The organism is Aliarcobacter faecis (genome assembly GCF_013201705.1).
Classification (GTDB): Bacteria; Campylobacterota; Campylobacteria; order Campylobacterales; family Arcobacteraceae; genus Aliarcobacter; species Aliarcobacter faecis.
Genome location: NZ_CP053837.1, coordinates 642720 through 658945 on the forward strand (window position 1 = coordinate 642720; position 16226 = coordinate 658945).

Sequence of the window (16226 nt, forward strand, 5' to 3'; positions counted from 1 at the left end):
AATGTCAAAATTTAACAACGATTTTAGCATATAAATTTTTAAATGTTATATAAATTATTATATTTATATATTATTTTAAGCTATTAAATTAAGAATTTAAAGAAATTTAGATACAATCTTAGCTTTAAATAATGTGAGAAATAATAAAATTAAGGTGATATAATGGATTATAAAGATAGTTTGCTACTTCCTAAAACAGATTTTCCTATGAGAGGGAATCTTCCACAAAATGAACCACTAAGATATAAAAAGTGGGATGAAACAAAAGTTTATGAAAAAATGAAAGGTAATAGAATAGGAAAACCTACTTTTACACTTCACGATGGACCTCCGTATGCAAATGGTAATATTCATATTGGTCATGCTTTAAATAAAATTCTAAAAGATATTATAAATAAATTTCACTATTTTGATGGTAAAAGTATTAGATATACTCCAGGTTGGGACTGTCATGGTCTTCCTATTGAACAAAAAGTTGAAGAGAAAATTGGAAGCGAAAAGAAAAAAATATTAGCTAAATCAAAATTAAGAGAGCTTTGTCGTGAGCATGCAACAAAGTTTGTAAATATTCAAAAAGATGAGTTTAAATCTTTAGGAGTAATAGCTGATTGGGAAAATCCTTATTTAACAATGGATTTTAAATTTGAAGCAAATATTTATAGAGAACTTTGCTCTATTGCAAAACAAGGATTACTTGTTCAAAGAAGTAAACCAGTCTATTGGTCATGGGCAGCACAAACAGCTTTAGCTGAAGCAGAAGTTGAGTATGAAGATAAAACTTCTCCATCTATATTTGTAGCATTTAAACACAAAGATATTGATGCAAGTTTGATTATTTGGACTACAACACCTTGGACACTTCCAGCAAATCAAGCAATTGCTTTAAATAAAGATGAAGAGTATGTTCTTACAAGTGATAAATTTATAGTTGCAAAGAAACTTTATAACTCTTTAATAGAGCAAGAGGTTATAAAAGGAACTATAGTTGAAACAATAGATATTTTAAAACTAGAAAATACAAATGCTATAAATCCATTAAATGGTAGAGATTCAAGAGTTATATTTGGTGAACATGTTGAAATGAGTGCTGGAAGTGGAGCAGTTCATACAGCTCCAGGACACGGTGAAGATGACTATAAAGTATCTTTGAAATATGGTATTGAAGTAATAATGCCTGTTGATGCTTTTGGAAAATATGATGAAACAATTGTAAGAGAAAAACTTTTTAAAGATACATCTAAATATTTAGGTTTAAATGTATTTAAAGCAAATGATTTGATTTTGGAAGAGTTGGGAAGTGCATTGCTAAAAAAAAGTGATATAAGACACTCATATCCACACTGTTGGAGAACTCACACACCAATTATATTTAGAGCTACAAAACAGTGGTTTATCTCTATTGATGATGAGTATGGAGAAAAGAATCAAACTTTAAGACAAAATGCTCTTCAAATTGTAGAAAATCTGAGATTTTATCCAGAGTGGGGAAGAAATAGATTAAAAGCAATGCTTGAGGGAAGACCAGATTGGTGTATTTCAAGACAGAGAGATTGGGGAGTTCCAATTGCATTTTTTAGAAATAAAAAAACTGATGAGATAATCTTTGATGAAAAAGTTTTAAATTTTACAGCTATGATTTTTGAAATTCACGGGTGTGATGCTTGGTATGATATGGAGATTAAAGATTTACTAAATCCAGCAAGTGGTTTAAACCCAGATGATTTAGAGAAAACTTTAGATATTTTAGATGTTTGGTTTGATAGTGGAAGTACACAAAATGCAGTTTTAAGAAGTGGAAATTATGATGCTGGAACATTTCCTGCTGATATGTATCTTGAAGGAAGTGATCAACATAGAGGTTGGTTCCAATCTTCACTTTTAACAACACTTGCAAGTAGCGAAGTTGCACCTTATAAATCAATTTTAACTCATGGATTCACTGTTGATGAAAAGGGTGAGAAAATGAGTAAATCTAAAGGAAATGTTGTTGCTCCTGATAAAGTTTTAAAAGAGTATGGAAGTGAGATTTTAAGACTTTGGGTTGCTATGAGTGATTATCAAAGTGATTTAAAAATTTCAGATAATATTTTAAAACAAAATGGGGAACTATATAGAAAAATTAGAAATACAGCAAGATTTTTACTGGCAAATATAGATGGGCTTGAGAGTTTAGTAGAGATTGAAAAGCTTGGAGAGTTAGATAAGTGGATTTTAGCAAAGGCGAAAAGAGTTTTTGATGAGATAGAAGCTTCATTTAAAGTTTATGAGTTTTCAAAAGGTTTAAATAAATTAAATAACTTTTTAGTTGTAGATTTATCAGGAATTTATCTTGATGTTTGTAAAGATAGATTATATTGTGATAAAAAAGATGATATTCATAGAACTGCTTCACAAACAGCAATGGCGATGATTACTAAAAAACTAATAGGTACATTAGCTTGCATTTTAACTTATACTATGGATGAATTACTTGATTTTGCACCAAATATTATAAAAGGTGAAGCAAAAGATATTTTTGATTTTGCAAAATTTGAGTTGCCAGAAATTAAATCATCTATAAGTGATGAGTTTTTTGTAGAAGCAAAAGAGAAATTCTCTGAAATTAAAGATAGTTTAAGTAAAGAAAAGATAATTAAATCAACACTAGAGTTAGAAATAGTTACAAATAGTACAGAATTTTTATCTTTAGATAATGTAGAGTCAAGTGATTGGTTTTTAGTAAGTAAGGTTTCAAATATTAATTCAAATGAGAAAGAGTTAGGAAGTTTTAAAATAGATAATAGTGAATTTAAAGTATTTAAAGCAAGTGGACATAAATGTCCTAGATGTTGGAAATATACTTCATCAAAAGAAGATGAATTATGCTTTAGATGTAATGAAGTGGTAAATTAATGTTTGAAAATCAGGTTACACTTACATTTATATTTCAAACAATAGGAGTGATTATATTGCTTTCTGCTATTGGAATATTTTTTGTAAAAAAGAAACAAAAAAAGAGGTAAATATTATGTTTCCATTTAGTGATGAAGATTTACAAGAGCCTGTAAACAATATTATAGAAAAAAAGATATCTCCTATGTTAGCAAGAGATGGTGGAGCAATAGAACTACTTGAAATTAAAAATTCAAAAGTTTATATACAATTAAAAGGTGCATGTGTTGGATGTAGTGCAAGTGGAAGTACATTAAAATATATTGTGGAAAAAGAGTTAAAAAGTGCAATACATCCAGATTTAATAATAATCAATGTTCCTATTGGAAAAATTGATTACTTAGAGGATTAATTTGATAAACGAAAATAGAGTATTTGAGAGTGCAAACTCTTTATTTACCCAAAGAAAATTTGAAGAGGCTCTATTTTATTACTCTTTATTAATAGATAATTTTCCACAAAATAAAGAGTATCCTATTTATGCCCTTTTTTGTGATATATCTCTTGAAGATGAGAGTAAAGCTATATCTTTATTTGATTATTTTTCTGTTTTAAAAAAAGATGGATTAAATGAAGCAATAGAGTATGTAGAAGATGTCATAAGTGCTTATGATGGTGATATAGAAAAAATGATGAGCTTATTGGAAGAGATAGCAAATCAAAATATAAATAGCCTTGAAGCTATAAACTATAGTGATTTCAATAAAACAGTGGAGCAAAGAGGTTCTTTTAAACTTGCTTTTGAGGATATTATGTTTTCAACAAAAGTAGCAATTGATAATAGAGAAGATTTTTATGATTTTGTTACAAAATTAATAGATAATGGATTTGATAATACAGCATACAACTATCTTGATGGATTTAATGAATATTTTAATTATGATAAAGAGATAGTAAAACTATATAAAAAATTGGAAGATAAACAAAATGAAGCTAAACATAAACGGTAGAATATTTACAGATAATACAAATGAATTGGAAAAAGATTCATTTTTTGTAGTTTCAAAACAAAATGAAAAGTTTAAAGATATTGCTATAAATAGTGGTTTTGAAATAGTAAATGCAAGTGAACTAAAAAATTATTTGGATATGAGTTCTATAAAAATTATAGGAATAACTGGAACAAATGGAAAAACAACTACAGCTGCTGCTATTTATTCTCTTTTACTTGATTTAGGATATAAAGTTGCTCTTCAAGGAACAAGAGGATTTTTTATAAATGGGTCTCAAATAGAAGAGTACTCTTTAACGACTCCTGTTCAGCTTGGAAATTTTGCAAATATTCAAAAAGCTTTAGAAAATAGTTGTCAATTTTTTGTGATGGAAGTAAGTTCTCATGCAATTGAACAAAGAAGAGTTGAGGGTTTAGAGTTTGCACTAAAAATCCATACAAATATAACTAGAGACCATTTAGATTATCATAAAACAATAGAAGAGTATATAAATGTTAAAAATTCATTCTTAAGTGATGAGAGCCTGAAACTTATTAATGTAGATGATAAAGTTGTGAAATTCAATCCTAAAAATGCTTACACTTACTCTTTAGATAAATTTTCAAGCTTCAAAGTTGATGCTTACTCTTTTAATAAAGGTATGCATGTGATGTTCAATCACAATAAAACTCCTTATACATTTTCATCTTTAATGATGGGAATTTTTAATATTTATAATCTAATAGCTAGTGTAGCAGCGGTATCTTTAGTAACAAACAATAATTTAGAAGATATTTGTAAAGCTTTAGAAAATTTTGGAGGAGTTAGTGGGCGAATGGAAATTATAAGTGTTGAACCACTTGTAATTGTAGATTTTGCTCATACTCCTGATGGTATGGAAGAGGTTTTAAAAAGTTTTCCACAAAAAGAGATAATTTGTGTTTTTGGAGCAGGTGGAAATAGAGATAGTTTAAAGCGACCACTTATGGGAAAAGTTGCCGCAAAATACTCTAAGCATATTATTGTTACAAGTGATAATCCAAGATTTGAAGATCCAGATTTAATTATAAATGATATTGTTGCTGGAATTCCAAAAAATATTAGTTTTGAAGTAGAGATAAATAGAAAAGAGGCTCTTAAAAAGGCAATATTATTGGCGAAAAATGAAAATAGTGTAGTTTTAGTTCTTGGAAAAGGTGATGAAGCAACACAAATTATCTATGATCAGAAACTCCCTTTTAGTGATAAAGAGGAAATTCTTAAAATCTTAAATTCATAAAATTTTTTTGTTATTTCTCTTTATATAAAGAAAGGTAACAAAAATATCTCATTAAACAAATCTTAATAATTTTTGGATATAATCGCCTTTCTATTTTTAATATTTTGAATTTAGAACCTCACATGTGTCAATCCTTGTACGGGTTGTGTTATATAAGTTAGCATTAAGGGACACAGAGGCTAAACCCTGTATAAAAAAACAAAACAAATTAATTCAAGGAGAATTACTCATGGTTACTATGAAAGACCTATTAGAGTGTGGTGTACACTTTGGACACCAAACAAGAAGATGGAATCCAAAAATGAAAAAATTCATTTTCGGTGTTAGAAAAAATATCTATATTATAGATTTACAAAAAACATTAAGATATTTCAGATATACATATAATGTTGTAAGAGATAGAGCTGCTGAAGGTCAAACAATGATTTTTGTTGGTACTAAAAAACAAGCTAGTGAAACTATCAAAAAAGCTGCTGAATCTTGTGGAATGCCATATGTAAACCACAGATGGTTAGGTGGAATGCTTACAAATTTTGGAACAATTAAAAAATCAATTAGAAAATTAGAAATTATTAAAAAAATGAGAGAAGAAGGGCAATTAGACCTTTTAACTAAAAAAGAAGCTTTAATGCTTACTAGAAAAGAAGAAAAATTAGAGTTATATCTTGGTGGTATTAAAGAGATGCACAAACTTCCAGATATGATGTTTGTTCTTGATGCAGTTAAAGAGAAAATTGCTATTGCTGAAGCTAGAAGATTAGGAATTACAGTTGTTGCTCCTTTAGATACAAATTGTGATCCAGATGTTGTTGATTTACCAATTCCAGGAAATGATGATGCTATTAGATCAATTCACTTATTCTGCAACGAAATGGCTGCAGCTATGAATGAAGGAAAAGCAGCTTTAGCTGATGCAAATGGAGAAGAAGTAGTAGAAGCTATCTCTCAAGTAGAGAAAGATGAGCTTATAGCTGAAGCAGTTGCTGAAGGTGAAGAGTTTAACTTTGAAAATGGAGAGGATGCATAATGGCAGTAACTCCACAATTAATTAAAGAGTTAAGAGAATTAACTGGTGCAGGGATGATGGATTGCAAAAATGCATTAAACGAAACTGGTGGAGATATTGAAAAAGCTGTTCAAGCTTTAAGAGAAGCTGGTCTTGGAAAAGCTGCTAAAAAAGCTGGAAATGTTGCTGCTGAAGGTTTAGTTGCTATTGAAATAAATAGTGATAACACAAAAGCTGTAATTTTAGAGTTAAACTCTCAAACAGACTTTGTTGCTAAAAATGAGAACTTCATTAACTTAACAAAAGAGATTACTTCTCATGCTTTAACGTTAAATATTAATGATGCTGAAACTTTAAATAGTTCAACTATTAATGGACAAGATTTCCCAACTTTCCTTGCAGAGAAAATTGCAACTATTGGTGAAAACTTAGTAGCTAGAAAATTATCTACTGTTGAAGGTCAAGTTGTAAATGGTTATGTACATGTTACTGGAAGAACTGGGGTTGTTTTAGCAGCAAAATGTGCTGAAGGTGTAAAAGATAAAGCAACTGCTTTATTAAGAAATATTGCAATGCATGCAAGTGCTATGAAACCGACAGTTATTTCATACAAAGATTTAGATTCAGCTTTTGTTGAGTCTGAAAATAGAGCTATTAGAGCTGAGATTGAAGCTGAAAATGAAGAGTTAGCAAGATTAAAAAAACCATTAAAGAAAATTCCAGAGTTTGTTTCTAAATCTCAATTGACAGATGAAGCAATTGCAGCAGCAAAAGCTAGATTCGAAGATGAGTTAAGAGCAGCTGGAAAACCTGAAAAAATTTGGGCAAATATTATTCCTGGACAAATTGAGAGATTTATTACGGATAATACTCAATTAGATGGAAGATTTGCACTTTTATCTCAAGCTTATGTAATGAATGATAAACAAACAGTTGAGCAAGCAATTGCAGAAGTTGATGCTTCAATTGAAATTACAGGTTACATTAGATTTGAACTTGGTGAAGGAATCGAGAAAAAAGAAGAAGATTTCGCAGCTGAAGTTGCAAAACAAATGGGTAAATAATATATAGTTTTTAAAACTATATATAAAAAAAGGATATGCAATGAGTGAAAAATTAGATAATAAGCCACTCCTTGCATCCATTCTATTAGAAGCAAAAAATCTATCACATAACTTTGATTATGAACTTTTCAATAATATCAATTTAAGCTTACATAAAAAAGAGTCAATAGCAATTATTGGTACAAGTGGAAGTGGAAAATCAACATTACTTAATATTTTATCTTCACTTTTAAAGCCAACAACAGGAAATGTTGTTTTTCAAAGTAAAGATTTATACTCTTTAAAGCAGAATGAACTTTTAAAAATAAGAAGAGATGATTTTGGGATTATTTTTCAAGCACACTATTTATTTAGAGGATTTACAGCAATAGAAAATTTAAATATAGCAACTCTTCTAAGTCATACAGATTTAGACTTAAAACTTTTAAAAGAGTTAGATATTGAGCGTGTAATAAATCAAGGTGTGGGAGAGCTTAGTGGTGGTCAGCAACAAAGACTTTCAATAGCAAGAATTCTTATGAAGAAACCAAAAATTATTTTTGCAGATGAACCAACAGGAAACTTAGATAAAGATACTGCAAATGTAGTTATGAATACTCTTTTTAAATATATAAAAGAGAGTGATGCAGGGCTTATTTTAGTAACTCATGAGGAGGATTTAGCTTTTAAGTGTGATAAAGTTTATAAATTAGTTGATTTAAAACTTGTGGAGCTAAAATGCTAAAAAAAGTTCTTTTAATTTGTGATACAACAATAATTGAACATATTTTTGCATTAGTTTGCAAAAAAATGAGTATAGATTTGACTATTCAGAAATCTACTATTGTAAATGAAGAGTATGACTTTATAATAGTTGATCAGCCTTTTATTGATGATAATTTCAATAACTATAAACAATATACAAAAAGATTAGGAGCTATATCCTCAGAAGAGCTATCTTTTAGTAAAGCTAGAGATTTTATTATTCCAAGACCATTTTTACCTACTAAGTTGGAAACTATTTTAAAAGAGCAAATAGAGACTTTATATGATGATGAGTTGAATTATAGTAGAAGAGAGGCTAAATATAATAGTTTTGATGACGAGGATAAAAGTTTTATTGTTCAAAAAAATACAGTTTTAGGGAATAACTCAATTTTTAGTAACCAAAAGATAATTGAAGATCAAAGTGATGATGAATTTGATTTTATTGATGAGAGTTTAGTAAATATAACTTCACTAAATAATGGTGGAATTCTAGATAATAATGAATTAAATAAAATAAATAATATTCTAAAAGAAGAGAAAATTCAAAATGAGATAGAACTTGAAAAGAGTGATTGGAAAGATATCTCTTCAATTATTGATGATGCTTTAGATGAAGTAAGAGAATATGAGTTTGATTTGGCTCAAAACGAGTTAAAAACATATAATTTAATATTAAGTAAATTTAATATTGAAGAGTTAAGACCATTTTTAGAAAAGTTTGATCAAACTGTTATAAATAGGCTTGTTAATGGGGAAACTGTGGATGTAAAGATTAGTTTAAAGGAGAGTGGAAATGCAAAATAAGGGTGCCATTTTAATTCTCTCAGGACCTAGTGGTTGTGGGAAATCTACCCTTTTAAAAGAGATTTATAAAAATATATCTAACTACTATTTTTCTATCTCTACAACAACAAGAAGTCCTAGAGTTGGTGAAAAAGATGGAGTTGATTACTATTTTGTGAGTAAAGATGAATTTGAAAAAGATATAGAAGCTGGGAATTTTCTTGAGTGGGCGAAAGTTCATGATAACTATTATGGAACATCTTTAAAACCAATTGTAGAAGCCTTAAATGATGGAAAACTTGTAATTTTTGATATAGATGTGCAAGGACACAAGATTGTACGAAAGAAATTAAATTCTCAAGTAACATCAGTATTTATTACAACACCAACTTTAACTATTTTAAAAGATAGATTATATAGTAGAAATAGCGATAGTAGTGATATTATAGAAAAAAGATTAAGCAATGCTAAAGAGGAGATAAACTCTTTTTTAGAGTATGATTATTTAATTATAAATGATGATTTAGAAAAATCAACAAAAGAGATTTTAGCAATTGCAAATATTGCAAGAGCTAAAACAAAGCTTTTTGATAAAGAGAGTTTAGTGGGTTATTGGTCTAAATAATCTCTTTGTAGCTTAGAGGTTTTGAAAAATAAAAACCTTGAGCTAAATCTATATTTAATCCTTTTATTTTATTATAAATCTCTTCATTTGATACAAATTCAGCAACAGTTTTAATATTAAACTCTTTTGCAATATTTGATATTGTTTTTACAATTATCTCTAAATCTTTTGAGTTATGAATATCTTTAATTAAAGAGCCATCAATTTTTATGAAATCAACATTGAGTCTTGAAAGAAGATGAAAATTTGAGTAACCAGCACCAAAATCATCAATTCCTACTAAGCAACCATAGTTTGATACAGTTTTAATAAATTTCTCAACTAAATCAAAATCAGAAATCTCTTCAGATTCTAAAATTTCAAACTCTAAAGAAGAGGTAAACTCTTTATGCTTTTCTAAATAGTTATAGATGTAATTTGTTGTTTTTTCATTTGATAAGTCATCATAAGATATATTTATAGAGACTCTTTTTTGTTTATTCTTAATCAATTTTAAAGCATCATCTAAAATAACTTGTACAATATTTGGATACATTTTTGTTTTTTTGGCGATTTGTAAAAAGTTATATGGTCCAAATTCTACACCTTCAGGAGATATATATCTAATTAAAGCCTCATATTTTACAATTTCTTGGCTTTTTGTATCTAAAATTGGTTGGAAGAATGCTTGAAGAAGGTTCTCTTTAAATCCTTGTTTTAACTGTTTTATCCATTTTATATTCTCTTCAAAAGATTGTTGGATTTTATAAGATTCGTCATAAATCATAATTTTTTGGAATCTTTTTCTAGCATAACTAATAATTCTTTGAGAATATTTATAAGCTAGTAATCCTTTACTTTTTGCAATACCAATAGTGATATTTATATCAATCTCATTTTCATCAACATAAAAAGACTCAAGTTCAACTTTGTCAATAAATGCTCTACAAAAATTATAAAAATCATCTGTTGATGAGCCATCTTTTGATAAAATTGCAAATTTATCAGATTCAATTCTATAAATAGAGTACTCATTTGTAAGAAAATAATCTTTTAATTTAAGAGTAAATTCATACAAAATTTTATCACCAATAGCCTCTCCAAAAAAGTCATTTATTGTTGAAAATTCATCAATATCAACTAAAGCAACTAAATCAAAATCATTTTTTGCTAAATCTTTTTTTAGTTTATTTCTATTAGGAAGAGTTGTTAATTTATCTGTATATAAATCTTTTAATTCATGATAAATTAAAGATTGACTCATAGCCTGAAGTAGTTTTGTAATATCTATTGGTTTTAAAACATATTTATCAACACCAATATCAATAGCTTTCAATAGATACTCTTTGTTTGAAAATGCTGTTGTTACAATAACTGGAATATTTAAATTTATCTGTTTTACTTTTTTTATAAAATCTAAACCATTTAAAATAGGCATATTTATATCAGTTATAATTAAATCAATATCATCTTCATGATTTAAAAAAAGTTCATAGGCCTCTTTACCATTTGTAGCAATATACTGATTTTTTGTGAAAGATTTTAAAATAGATGAAGTTACATCTCTTAAATCGGCTTCATCTTCTGCATATAAAATAGTTACATTTTTTAGTATATCAATATTATCTATCATTAAAACACTCTTTGAATTATAATAGGATATAATACACAAAAAAACTTAAAAAATAAGTAATTTTATAAATAAATAATTTTTTAAGCCACTGTTTAAGGAGATTTTTTGTCAGTAATAGAGTGTAATCATTGTCATTTATCATTTGATGAAAAAATAATGATAAAAGAGAATGATTTAAATTTTTGTTGTGGTGGCTGTCAAAATGTATATCATATTTTGAAAAGTGAAAATCTCGACTCTTTTTATGAAAAGCTTGGAAACAAAACTATAAGTGCTCCTTTACAAGTTTCAAATGATGATTTAGCAAAGTTTGATTCAGAAAATTTTTTAAATAATTATACAACACTCACTAAAGATGGATTTACACAAATAGATTTAATCTTAGAAGGGATACATTGTGCAGCTTGTGTTTGGTTAAATGAGAAAATTTTATATGATACAAAAGGTGTAGTTGAAGCAAATATAAATTTTACAACAAATAAAGCAAGAGTTATTTTTAATAGTGATATTTTAAAGCTTAGTCAGATTATACAAAAAATTAGAAGTATAGGTTACAATGCTTATGCTTATGATTCTAGTATAGCTGATAAAGAGGCAACTAAAGCAAAACAAGACTATTTTGTACGAATGATGGTTGCTGTTGTTTGTACTATGAATATTATGATGCTAAGTGTTGCAAAATATACAGGCTTTTTTACTGGAATGAGTAATGAAGTAAAGCATATGATCCATTTAGCAGAGTTTTTACTTACAACACCAGTTCTTTTTTTTAGTGGATTTGTATTTTATAAGGGTGCATTTTATGGAATAAAGAATCGTATGGTTAATATGGATTTACTTGTATGCACAGGTGCTACAATGACCTATATCTACTCTTTAACAGTTCTTTTTGGAGCAAAAGGAGAGAGCTATTTTGATTCGGTTTCTATGATTATAACTTTTGTTTTAGTCGGAAAATATCTTGAAGTAATTGGAAAAAAATCAGCTGTTGATACATTAGATAAGATAAAATCTACTCTTCCCCTTGAAGCAGTAATAATAAAAGATGGAAAAAAAGAGACAAAAGCACTAAATTTAGTAAAAGTAGGGGATATAGTTGAGCTTAAAATTGGTGAAAAAGTTCCAGTAGATGGTAAAATAACTTTTGGAAGTGCCACTTTTGATGAATCTAGCTTAACGGGAGAATCAATACCAATTTATAAGAAAGAGGGTGATACTCTTTACAGTGGAACGATTATTTTGGATTCTACTATTTTATTTGAAGTTACAAAAGATTTTAAAAACTCAACTTTTTCATCTATTGTTACACTTTTAGAGGATTCTTTAAATTCAAAACCAAAGATTCAAACTTTAGCAAATAAGCTTTCACGAGGATTTAGTTTAACTATTTTAACTATTGCTTTTGTTACATTTCTGGTTTGGTACTATTTGGGAGTTGATTTAGGTTTCTATTTTGAGGGAACAAATCAGTTTGAAAGATCATTTATAACTGCTGTTTCTGTTGTTGTTATTGCTTGTCCTTGTGCTTTAGCTCTTGCAACACCAATGGCTAGTTTAGTAGGAATTAGTGAATTAGCAAAAAAATCTTTACTATTTAAAGAGGCAAAATTTATAGAGACTTTAGCAAATGCAGATGTTGTAGTTTTTGATAAAACAGGAACACTTACAAAAGGTGAATTAGAAGTTAGTAGTGCAAAATTTTTTAAAGAAAGTAAAGATAGTTTAAATCTTCTTTACTCTTTACTTGATAGTTCAACTCATCCTGTAAGTAAGGCTGTTAAAAAGTATATTATAGAAAACTATAAAGTAGAACATTTAATCTTGGAAGATATAAAAAATATAGAAGCTAAAGGATTAAGTGCTAGATATGAAAATAGTGAGCTTTTAGGTGGAAATGAAGTATTATTAAAAGATTTTGGAATAAATTTTGAATTTAACTCAAAAACTACACAATATATTTTTGCACAAGATAAAAAAATAGTTGCTAGTTTTGAGTTAAAAGATGAGATAAAAGATGATGCAAAAGAGCTTATAGATTATCTAAAAGAGCAAAATATTCAAACAGTAATGCTTACTGGTGATAATAATTTTGTAGCTTCAAATGTTGCCAAAGAGCTGGGAATTACAAATTATAGAGCCTCTTTTAGTCCACAAGATAAAGCAGATTTTATAAAAGAGTTAAAAAATAGTGGTAAAACAGTAGTTATGGTTGGAGATGGAGTAAATGATAGTGTTGCATTAAGTTTTAGTGATGTTGCAATTGCTATGGGAAATTCTGCTGATATATCTATGATGGTTTCAGATATTGTACTTTTAAGCTCAAAATTAAAATCACTAAAAGATGCTTTTATAATCTCTAAAAAAACATATAAGCATATAAAGCAAAATCTTAGTTTCTCTTTGTTTTATAATGCTATTACTATTCCAATTGCTATGGCTGGTTTTATAATTCCATTATTTGCAGCACTCTCAATGAGTTTAAGTTCTTTAGTGGTAGTATTTAACTCTTTAAGAATAAAATTAAAATAAGGGAATAACTATTTTATGATAGATGATACACTATTTTTTATGTTGATTGTTGGATTAATAATATCAGCTGGAATGTTAATGCTCTTTATTTGGGCTGCAAAATCGGGACAGTTTGATGACTCTTCTAAGGTTACAAATGGTCTACTTTTTGATAGTGTTGAAGATTTAAATGATGCAATAAAAAAAGAGACCTCTATAAAAGAAGCGAAAAAAGAGATAAAAAAAGAGGAAAAGTAAAAACTCCTCCTCTTTTATTTAGAAAAATAATTTTAATTATTTACCCATATAATCAGCTAATGCTTTAATATCAGCATCAGTTAATTTAGCTACTTGACCTTTCATAAGAGCTTTCATTGGTCCACCATAAGAACCATCTTTATACCCATGTAAAGCTTTTTCAATATCAGCTTTTGCTAAATTTGCTGGAACATGTGATTTACTTTGAGTCGTAACATTTACTTCACCTTTTACCCCATGACATGCTTTACATGTAGCGTAAGCCGCTGGTGCATCTGCAAATGCGAAAGCTGTTAATGCTACTGTTGCTAAAACTATTTTTTTCATTGTATTCTCCATTAAAAATTAAGAAAAGTATTTTAGCTTTTTTTTCTTTTTTTATGCTTAATATTTTTCTTTAAATGTGCTATTGCAATTAGAAGTTTTACTTCTATTATTCCAACACAAAAACTCCCTTTTATCGTACTTTTTACCTTTGGTAAATAAGTTTTTGTATCATACTTTTTTAAAATTGTATCATACAATTTTGTAATATTACTCTCAAATCGTATAAAAAAAGTTTAAAGAAAATTTTTATTAAAAATTAACATTTTTCAAAATACTTTTTATAATTAAATATTAGAGTAAGGGAGTTGGAAAAATGAAATATTACATTAGACATTACAATACGGAAAACTTGAAAAATGATAGTTTTGGAATGTACAAAAAAAGAAACAAATCCAAAAAATAACGATTTTGAAAGATAATCAAAAAAAATTAATAAACTTTGATAATTTTTTAATAATTCTAAAATTTAACTTATCATTGTATAATATTTGTAAAGGATAAATATTAGATGAAATAATTTTTAAAAAGGATAAATTTGAGTGAAAATATATTAAAAATAGAGAATCTAAATTTTTTTTATAAAAAGAGTAAACCAATATTTAATAACTTTAATTTGGAGCTTAAAAAAGGTGAGTTAAAAACAATCTTTGGAAAAAGTGGAAGTGGAAAAACTACACTTTTTGAGTTGATTTTAGAAAATCTAAAACCACAAACTGGAGAGATAAAGAGAGAGAAAACTGCTATTATATTTCAAGACCCTTTCTCTTCTTTTCATCCAACATATACTATTTATGAGCAGATAAAAGATATTCTAAAAAGAGATTTTAAAGGTGAACTTGATACCATTTTGTCAAAATTAAGCCTTGAAATGGAACTTTTGTATAAAAAACCATATGAATTAAGTGGTGGACAACTTCAAAGATGTTCTATTTTAAGAGCAATATTACTAAAACCAGATTTGCTTTTAGTAGATGAACCAACATCAGCTCTTGATAATATAATAGCTTATGAAACAATGAAACTTCTTATCTCTTTGCTTGATAGTTGTGGAATTTTACTAGTAACTCACGATATGGATATGGCTTTATGGTGTAGTAATGAAATAATAAGGTTAGAAGATGCAAGATAGAAAAAAAGCTTTAGTTCTACTAAATATGGGTGGAGCTAGGAATAAAGATGAATTAAAAATGTTTTTAACAAATATGTTTAATGATAAAAATATTTTAACAATAAATAGCAATATTTTAAGAAAATTTATAGCTTTTATAATTACAACAAAACGATTAAATGATGCTTGGAGTAATTATGAATTAATAGGAAATAGTTCTCCTATAAATCCTTTAACTGTTAATTTAGTTGAAAAATGTAATGAAAAATTAACAGAGTATAAAACATATCAAGTTATGAGATATACTCCACCTTTTGCAAAAGATGTAATAGAAGAGATTTTAAATGATAAAATGGAAGAGATAGTTCTTCTTCCTTTATATCCACAATACTCTACAACTACTACAAAATCATCAGTTGAAGATTTCATAGATTTTTTACCATATAGTTTTGGTAAAAATATAAGATATATTGAAACTTTTTATAAAAATAGTATCTTTAACTCTTGTATAGTTAATGAAATAGAGAAAAATATAAAAGAAAATAGTGATTTTAATTTAATCTTTTCAGCTCATGGACTTCCTCAAAAAATAGTTAATAATGGTGACCCATATGAAAAACAGATGAAAGAGCATGTTGGAATTTTGAGTGAAATGCTTGAAAATAAAGGATTGAAATTTAAATCTATAAACTTAGCATATCAATCAAAAGTTGGACCATTAAAGTGGTTAGAGCCTTCACTTGAGGATATGTTGAAAAATTTTAAAGATGAAAAAGTGTTGATTTATCCACTCTCATTTATTATTGATAACTCAGAAACAGATTTTGAACTTGATATAGAGTATAGACATATTTCAGAAGAGTTTGGAATAAAAGAGTATAAAGTTTGTAAATGTGTAAATGATAGTGATAATTTTGTAGAAGCTATAAGAGATATTATAAAAAATAGCTGATATTTTAATTTAAAAGAAAAATTACCTACTTTTAGCTAAAATCCACAAAAATTTATAAAGAATGGTTTCCCTTTCTCGGGGAATCAAAAAAGGA

The 16226-nt window shown here is 27.5% G+C and carries 15 protein-coding genes; 13 read left to right on the forward strand and 2 right to left on the reverse strand.

Annotation, left to right across the window (positions count from 1 at the left end):
• The first annotated feature begins 162 nt into the window (after positions 1-162).
• From ileS to gmk, 9 genes are all read left to right on the forward strand, one after another.
• Complete coding sequence (ileS, locus tag AFAEC_RS03335) at positions 163-2892, forward strand: isoleucine--tRNA ligase (protein ID WP_026805991.1); 2730 nt, start codon at positions 163-165, stop codon at positions 2890-2892.
• Between the two features lie 115 nt (positions 2893-3007).
• Complete coding sequence (locus tag AFAEC_RS03340) at positions 3008-3283, forward strand: NifU family protein (protein ID WP_026805990.1); 276 nt, start codon at positions 3008-3010, stop codon at positions 3281-3283.
• Position 3284: 1 nt separating this feature from the next.
• Positions 3285-3881 (forward strand): hypothetical protein, encoded by a 597-nt coding sequence (locus AFAEC_RS03345; protein ID WP_026805989.1) that lies wholly within the window; start codon positions 3285-3287, stop codon positions 3879-3881.
• On the forward strand, positions 3859-5142 hold the full coding sequence (locus tag AFAEC_RS03350) for a UDP-N-acetylmuramoyl-L-alanyl-D-glutamate--2,6-diaminopimelate ligase (RefSeq protein ID WP_026805988.1): 1284 nt from the start codon (positions 3859-3861) through the stop codon (positions 5140-5142). Before AFAEC_RS03345 ends, AFAEC_RS03350 begins: the two co-directional genes overlap by 23 nt.
• A 229-nt stretch (positions 5143-5371) precedes the next feature.
• Positions 5372-6169, forward strand: coding sequence for a 30S ribosomal protein S2 (rpsB, locus tag AFAEC_RS03355; RefSeq protein ID WP_026805987.1), 798 nt, complete (start codon positions 5372-5374; stop codon positions 6167-6169).
• Entirely contained in the window at positions 6169-7212 is a 1044-nt protein-coding gene (tsf, locus tag AFAEC_RS03360) for a translation elongation factor Ts (RefSeq protein WP_026805986.1), read from the forward strand. Before rpsB ends, tsf begins: the two co-directional genes overlap by 1 nt.
• 40 nt (positions 7213-7252) lie before the next feature.
• Positions 7253-7936 (forward strand): ABC transporter ATP-binding protein, encoded by a 684-nt coding sequence (locus AFAEC_RS03365; protein WP_034216463.1) that lies wholly within the window; start codon positions 7253-7255, stop codon positions 7934-7936.
• Positions 7930-8763, forward strand: coding sequence for a hypothetical protein (locus AFAEC_RS03370; RefSeq protein WP_026805984.1), 834 nt, complete (start codon positions 7930-7932; stop codon positions 8761-8763). Before AFAEC_RS03365 ends, AFAEC_RS03370 begins: the two co-directional genes overlap by 7 nt.
• Positions 8753-9367 (forward strand): guanylate kinase, encoded by a 615-nt coding sequence (gmk, locus tag AFAEC_RS03375; protein WP_026805983.1) that lies wholly within the window; start codon positions 8753-8755, stop codon positions 9365-9367. Before AFAEC_RS03370 ends, gmk begins: the two co-directional genes overlap by 11 nt.
• Here the strand turns inward: gmk and AFAEC_RS03380 are convergent.
• A complete protein-coding gene (locus tag AFAEC_RS03380; protein WP_026805982.1) occupies positions 9360-10979 on the reverse strand; it encodes an EAL domain-containing response regulator in 1620 nt (539 codons plus the stop codon). The genes gmk and AFAEC_RS03380 overlap by 8 nt on opposite strands.
• A 105-nt stretch (positions 10980-11084) precedes the next feature.
• On the opposite strand from AFAEC_RS03380, the gene AFAEC_RS03385 reads away from it, so the two are divergent.
• Positions 11085-13508, forward strand: a complete 2424-nt coding sequence (locus tag AFAEC_RS03385) for a heavy metal translocating P-type ATPase (RefSeq protein ID WP_026805981.1) — start codon at positions 11085-11087, stop codon at positions 13506-13508.
• Between the two features lie 15 nt (positions 13509-13523).
• Positions 13524-13745 (forward strand): cbb3-type cytochrome oxidase assembly protein CcoS, encoded by a 222-nt coding sequence (gene ccoS / locus AFAEC_RS03390; protein WP_026805980.1) that lies wholly within the window; start codon positions 13524-13526, stop codon positions 13743-13745.
• Positions 13746-13781: 36 nt separating this feature from the next.
• Here ccoS and AFAEC_RS03395 read toward each other — a convergent pair whose 3' ends face one another.
• A complete protein-coding gene (locus AFAEC_RS03395) occupies positions 13782-14072 on the reverse strand; it encodes a c-type cytochrome (RefSeq protein WP_026805979.1) in 291 nt (96 codons plus the stop codon).
• A 535-nt stretch (positions 14073-14607) separates the two neighbouring features.
• Here AFAEC_RS03395 and AFAEC_RS03400 point away from each other — a divergent pair.
• Positions 14608-15201, forward strand: coding sequence for an ATP-binding cassette domain-containing protein (locus AFAEC_RS03400; protein ID WP_026805978.1), 594 nt, complete (start codon positions 14608-14610; stop codon positions 15199-15201).
• Entirely contained in the window at positions 15191-16132 is a 942-nt protein-coding gene (hemH, locus tag AFAEC_RS03405) for a ferrochelatase (RefSeq protein WP_026805977.1), read from the forward strand. The genes AFAEC_RS03400 and hemH overlap by 11 nt, the downstream gene beginning before the upstream one ends.
• The last annotated feature ends 94 nt before the right edge of the window (positions 16133-16226 follow it).

What these genes read in the sequence shown, in the direction of transcription:
- ileS (WP_026805991.1), top strand. Translation starts at nt 163, where the DNA reads ATGGATTATAAAGATAGTTTGCTACTTCCTAAAACAGATTTTCCTATG.
- AFAEC_RS03340 (WP_026805990.1), top strand. Translation starts at nt 3,008, where the DNA reads ATGTTTCCATTTAGTGATGAAGATTTACAAGAGCCTGTAAACAATATT.
- AFAEC_RS03350 (WP_026805988.1), top strand. Translation starts at nt 3,859, where the DNA reads ATGAAGCTAAACATAAACGGTAGAATATTTACAGATAATACAAATGAA.
- rpsB (WP_026805987.1), top strand. Translation starts at nt 5,372, where the DNA reads ATGGTTACTATGAAAGACCTATTAGAGTGTGGTGTACACTTTGGACAC.
- tsf (WP_026805986.1), top strand. Translation starts at nt 6,169, where the DNA reads ATGGCAGTAACTCCACAATTAATTAAAGAGTTAAGAGAATTAACTGGT.
- AFAEC_RS03365 (WP_034216463.1), top strand. Translation starts at nt 7,253, where the DNA reads ATGAGTGAAAAATTAGATAATAAGCCACTCCTTGCATCCATTCTATTA.
- AFAEC_RS03370 (WP_026805984.1), top strand. Translation starts at nt 7,930, where the DNA reads ATGCTAAAAAAAGTTCTTTTAATTTGTGATACAACAATAATTGAACAT.
- gmk (WP_026805983.1), top strand. Translation starts at nt 8,753, where the DNA reads ATGCAAAATAAGGGTGCCATTTTAATTCTCTCAGGACCTAGTGGTTGT.
- AFAEC_RS03380 (WP_026805982.1), bottom strand. Translation starts at nt 10,979, where the DNA reads ATGATAGATAATATTGATATACTAAAAAATGTAACTATTTTATATGCA.
- ccoS (WP_026805980.1), top strand. Translation starts at nt 13,524, where the DNA reads ATGATAGATGATACACTATTTTTTATGTTGATTGTTGGATTAATAATA.
- AFAEC_RS03395 (WP_026805979.1), bottom strand. Translation starts at nt 14,072, where the DNA reads ATGAAAAAAATAGTTTTAGCAACAGTAGCATTAACAGCTTTCGCATTT.
- hemH (WP_026805977.1), top strand. Translation starts at nt 15,191, where the DNA reads ATGCAAGATAGAAAAAAAGCTTTAGTTCTACTAAATATGGGTGGAGCT.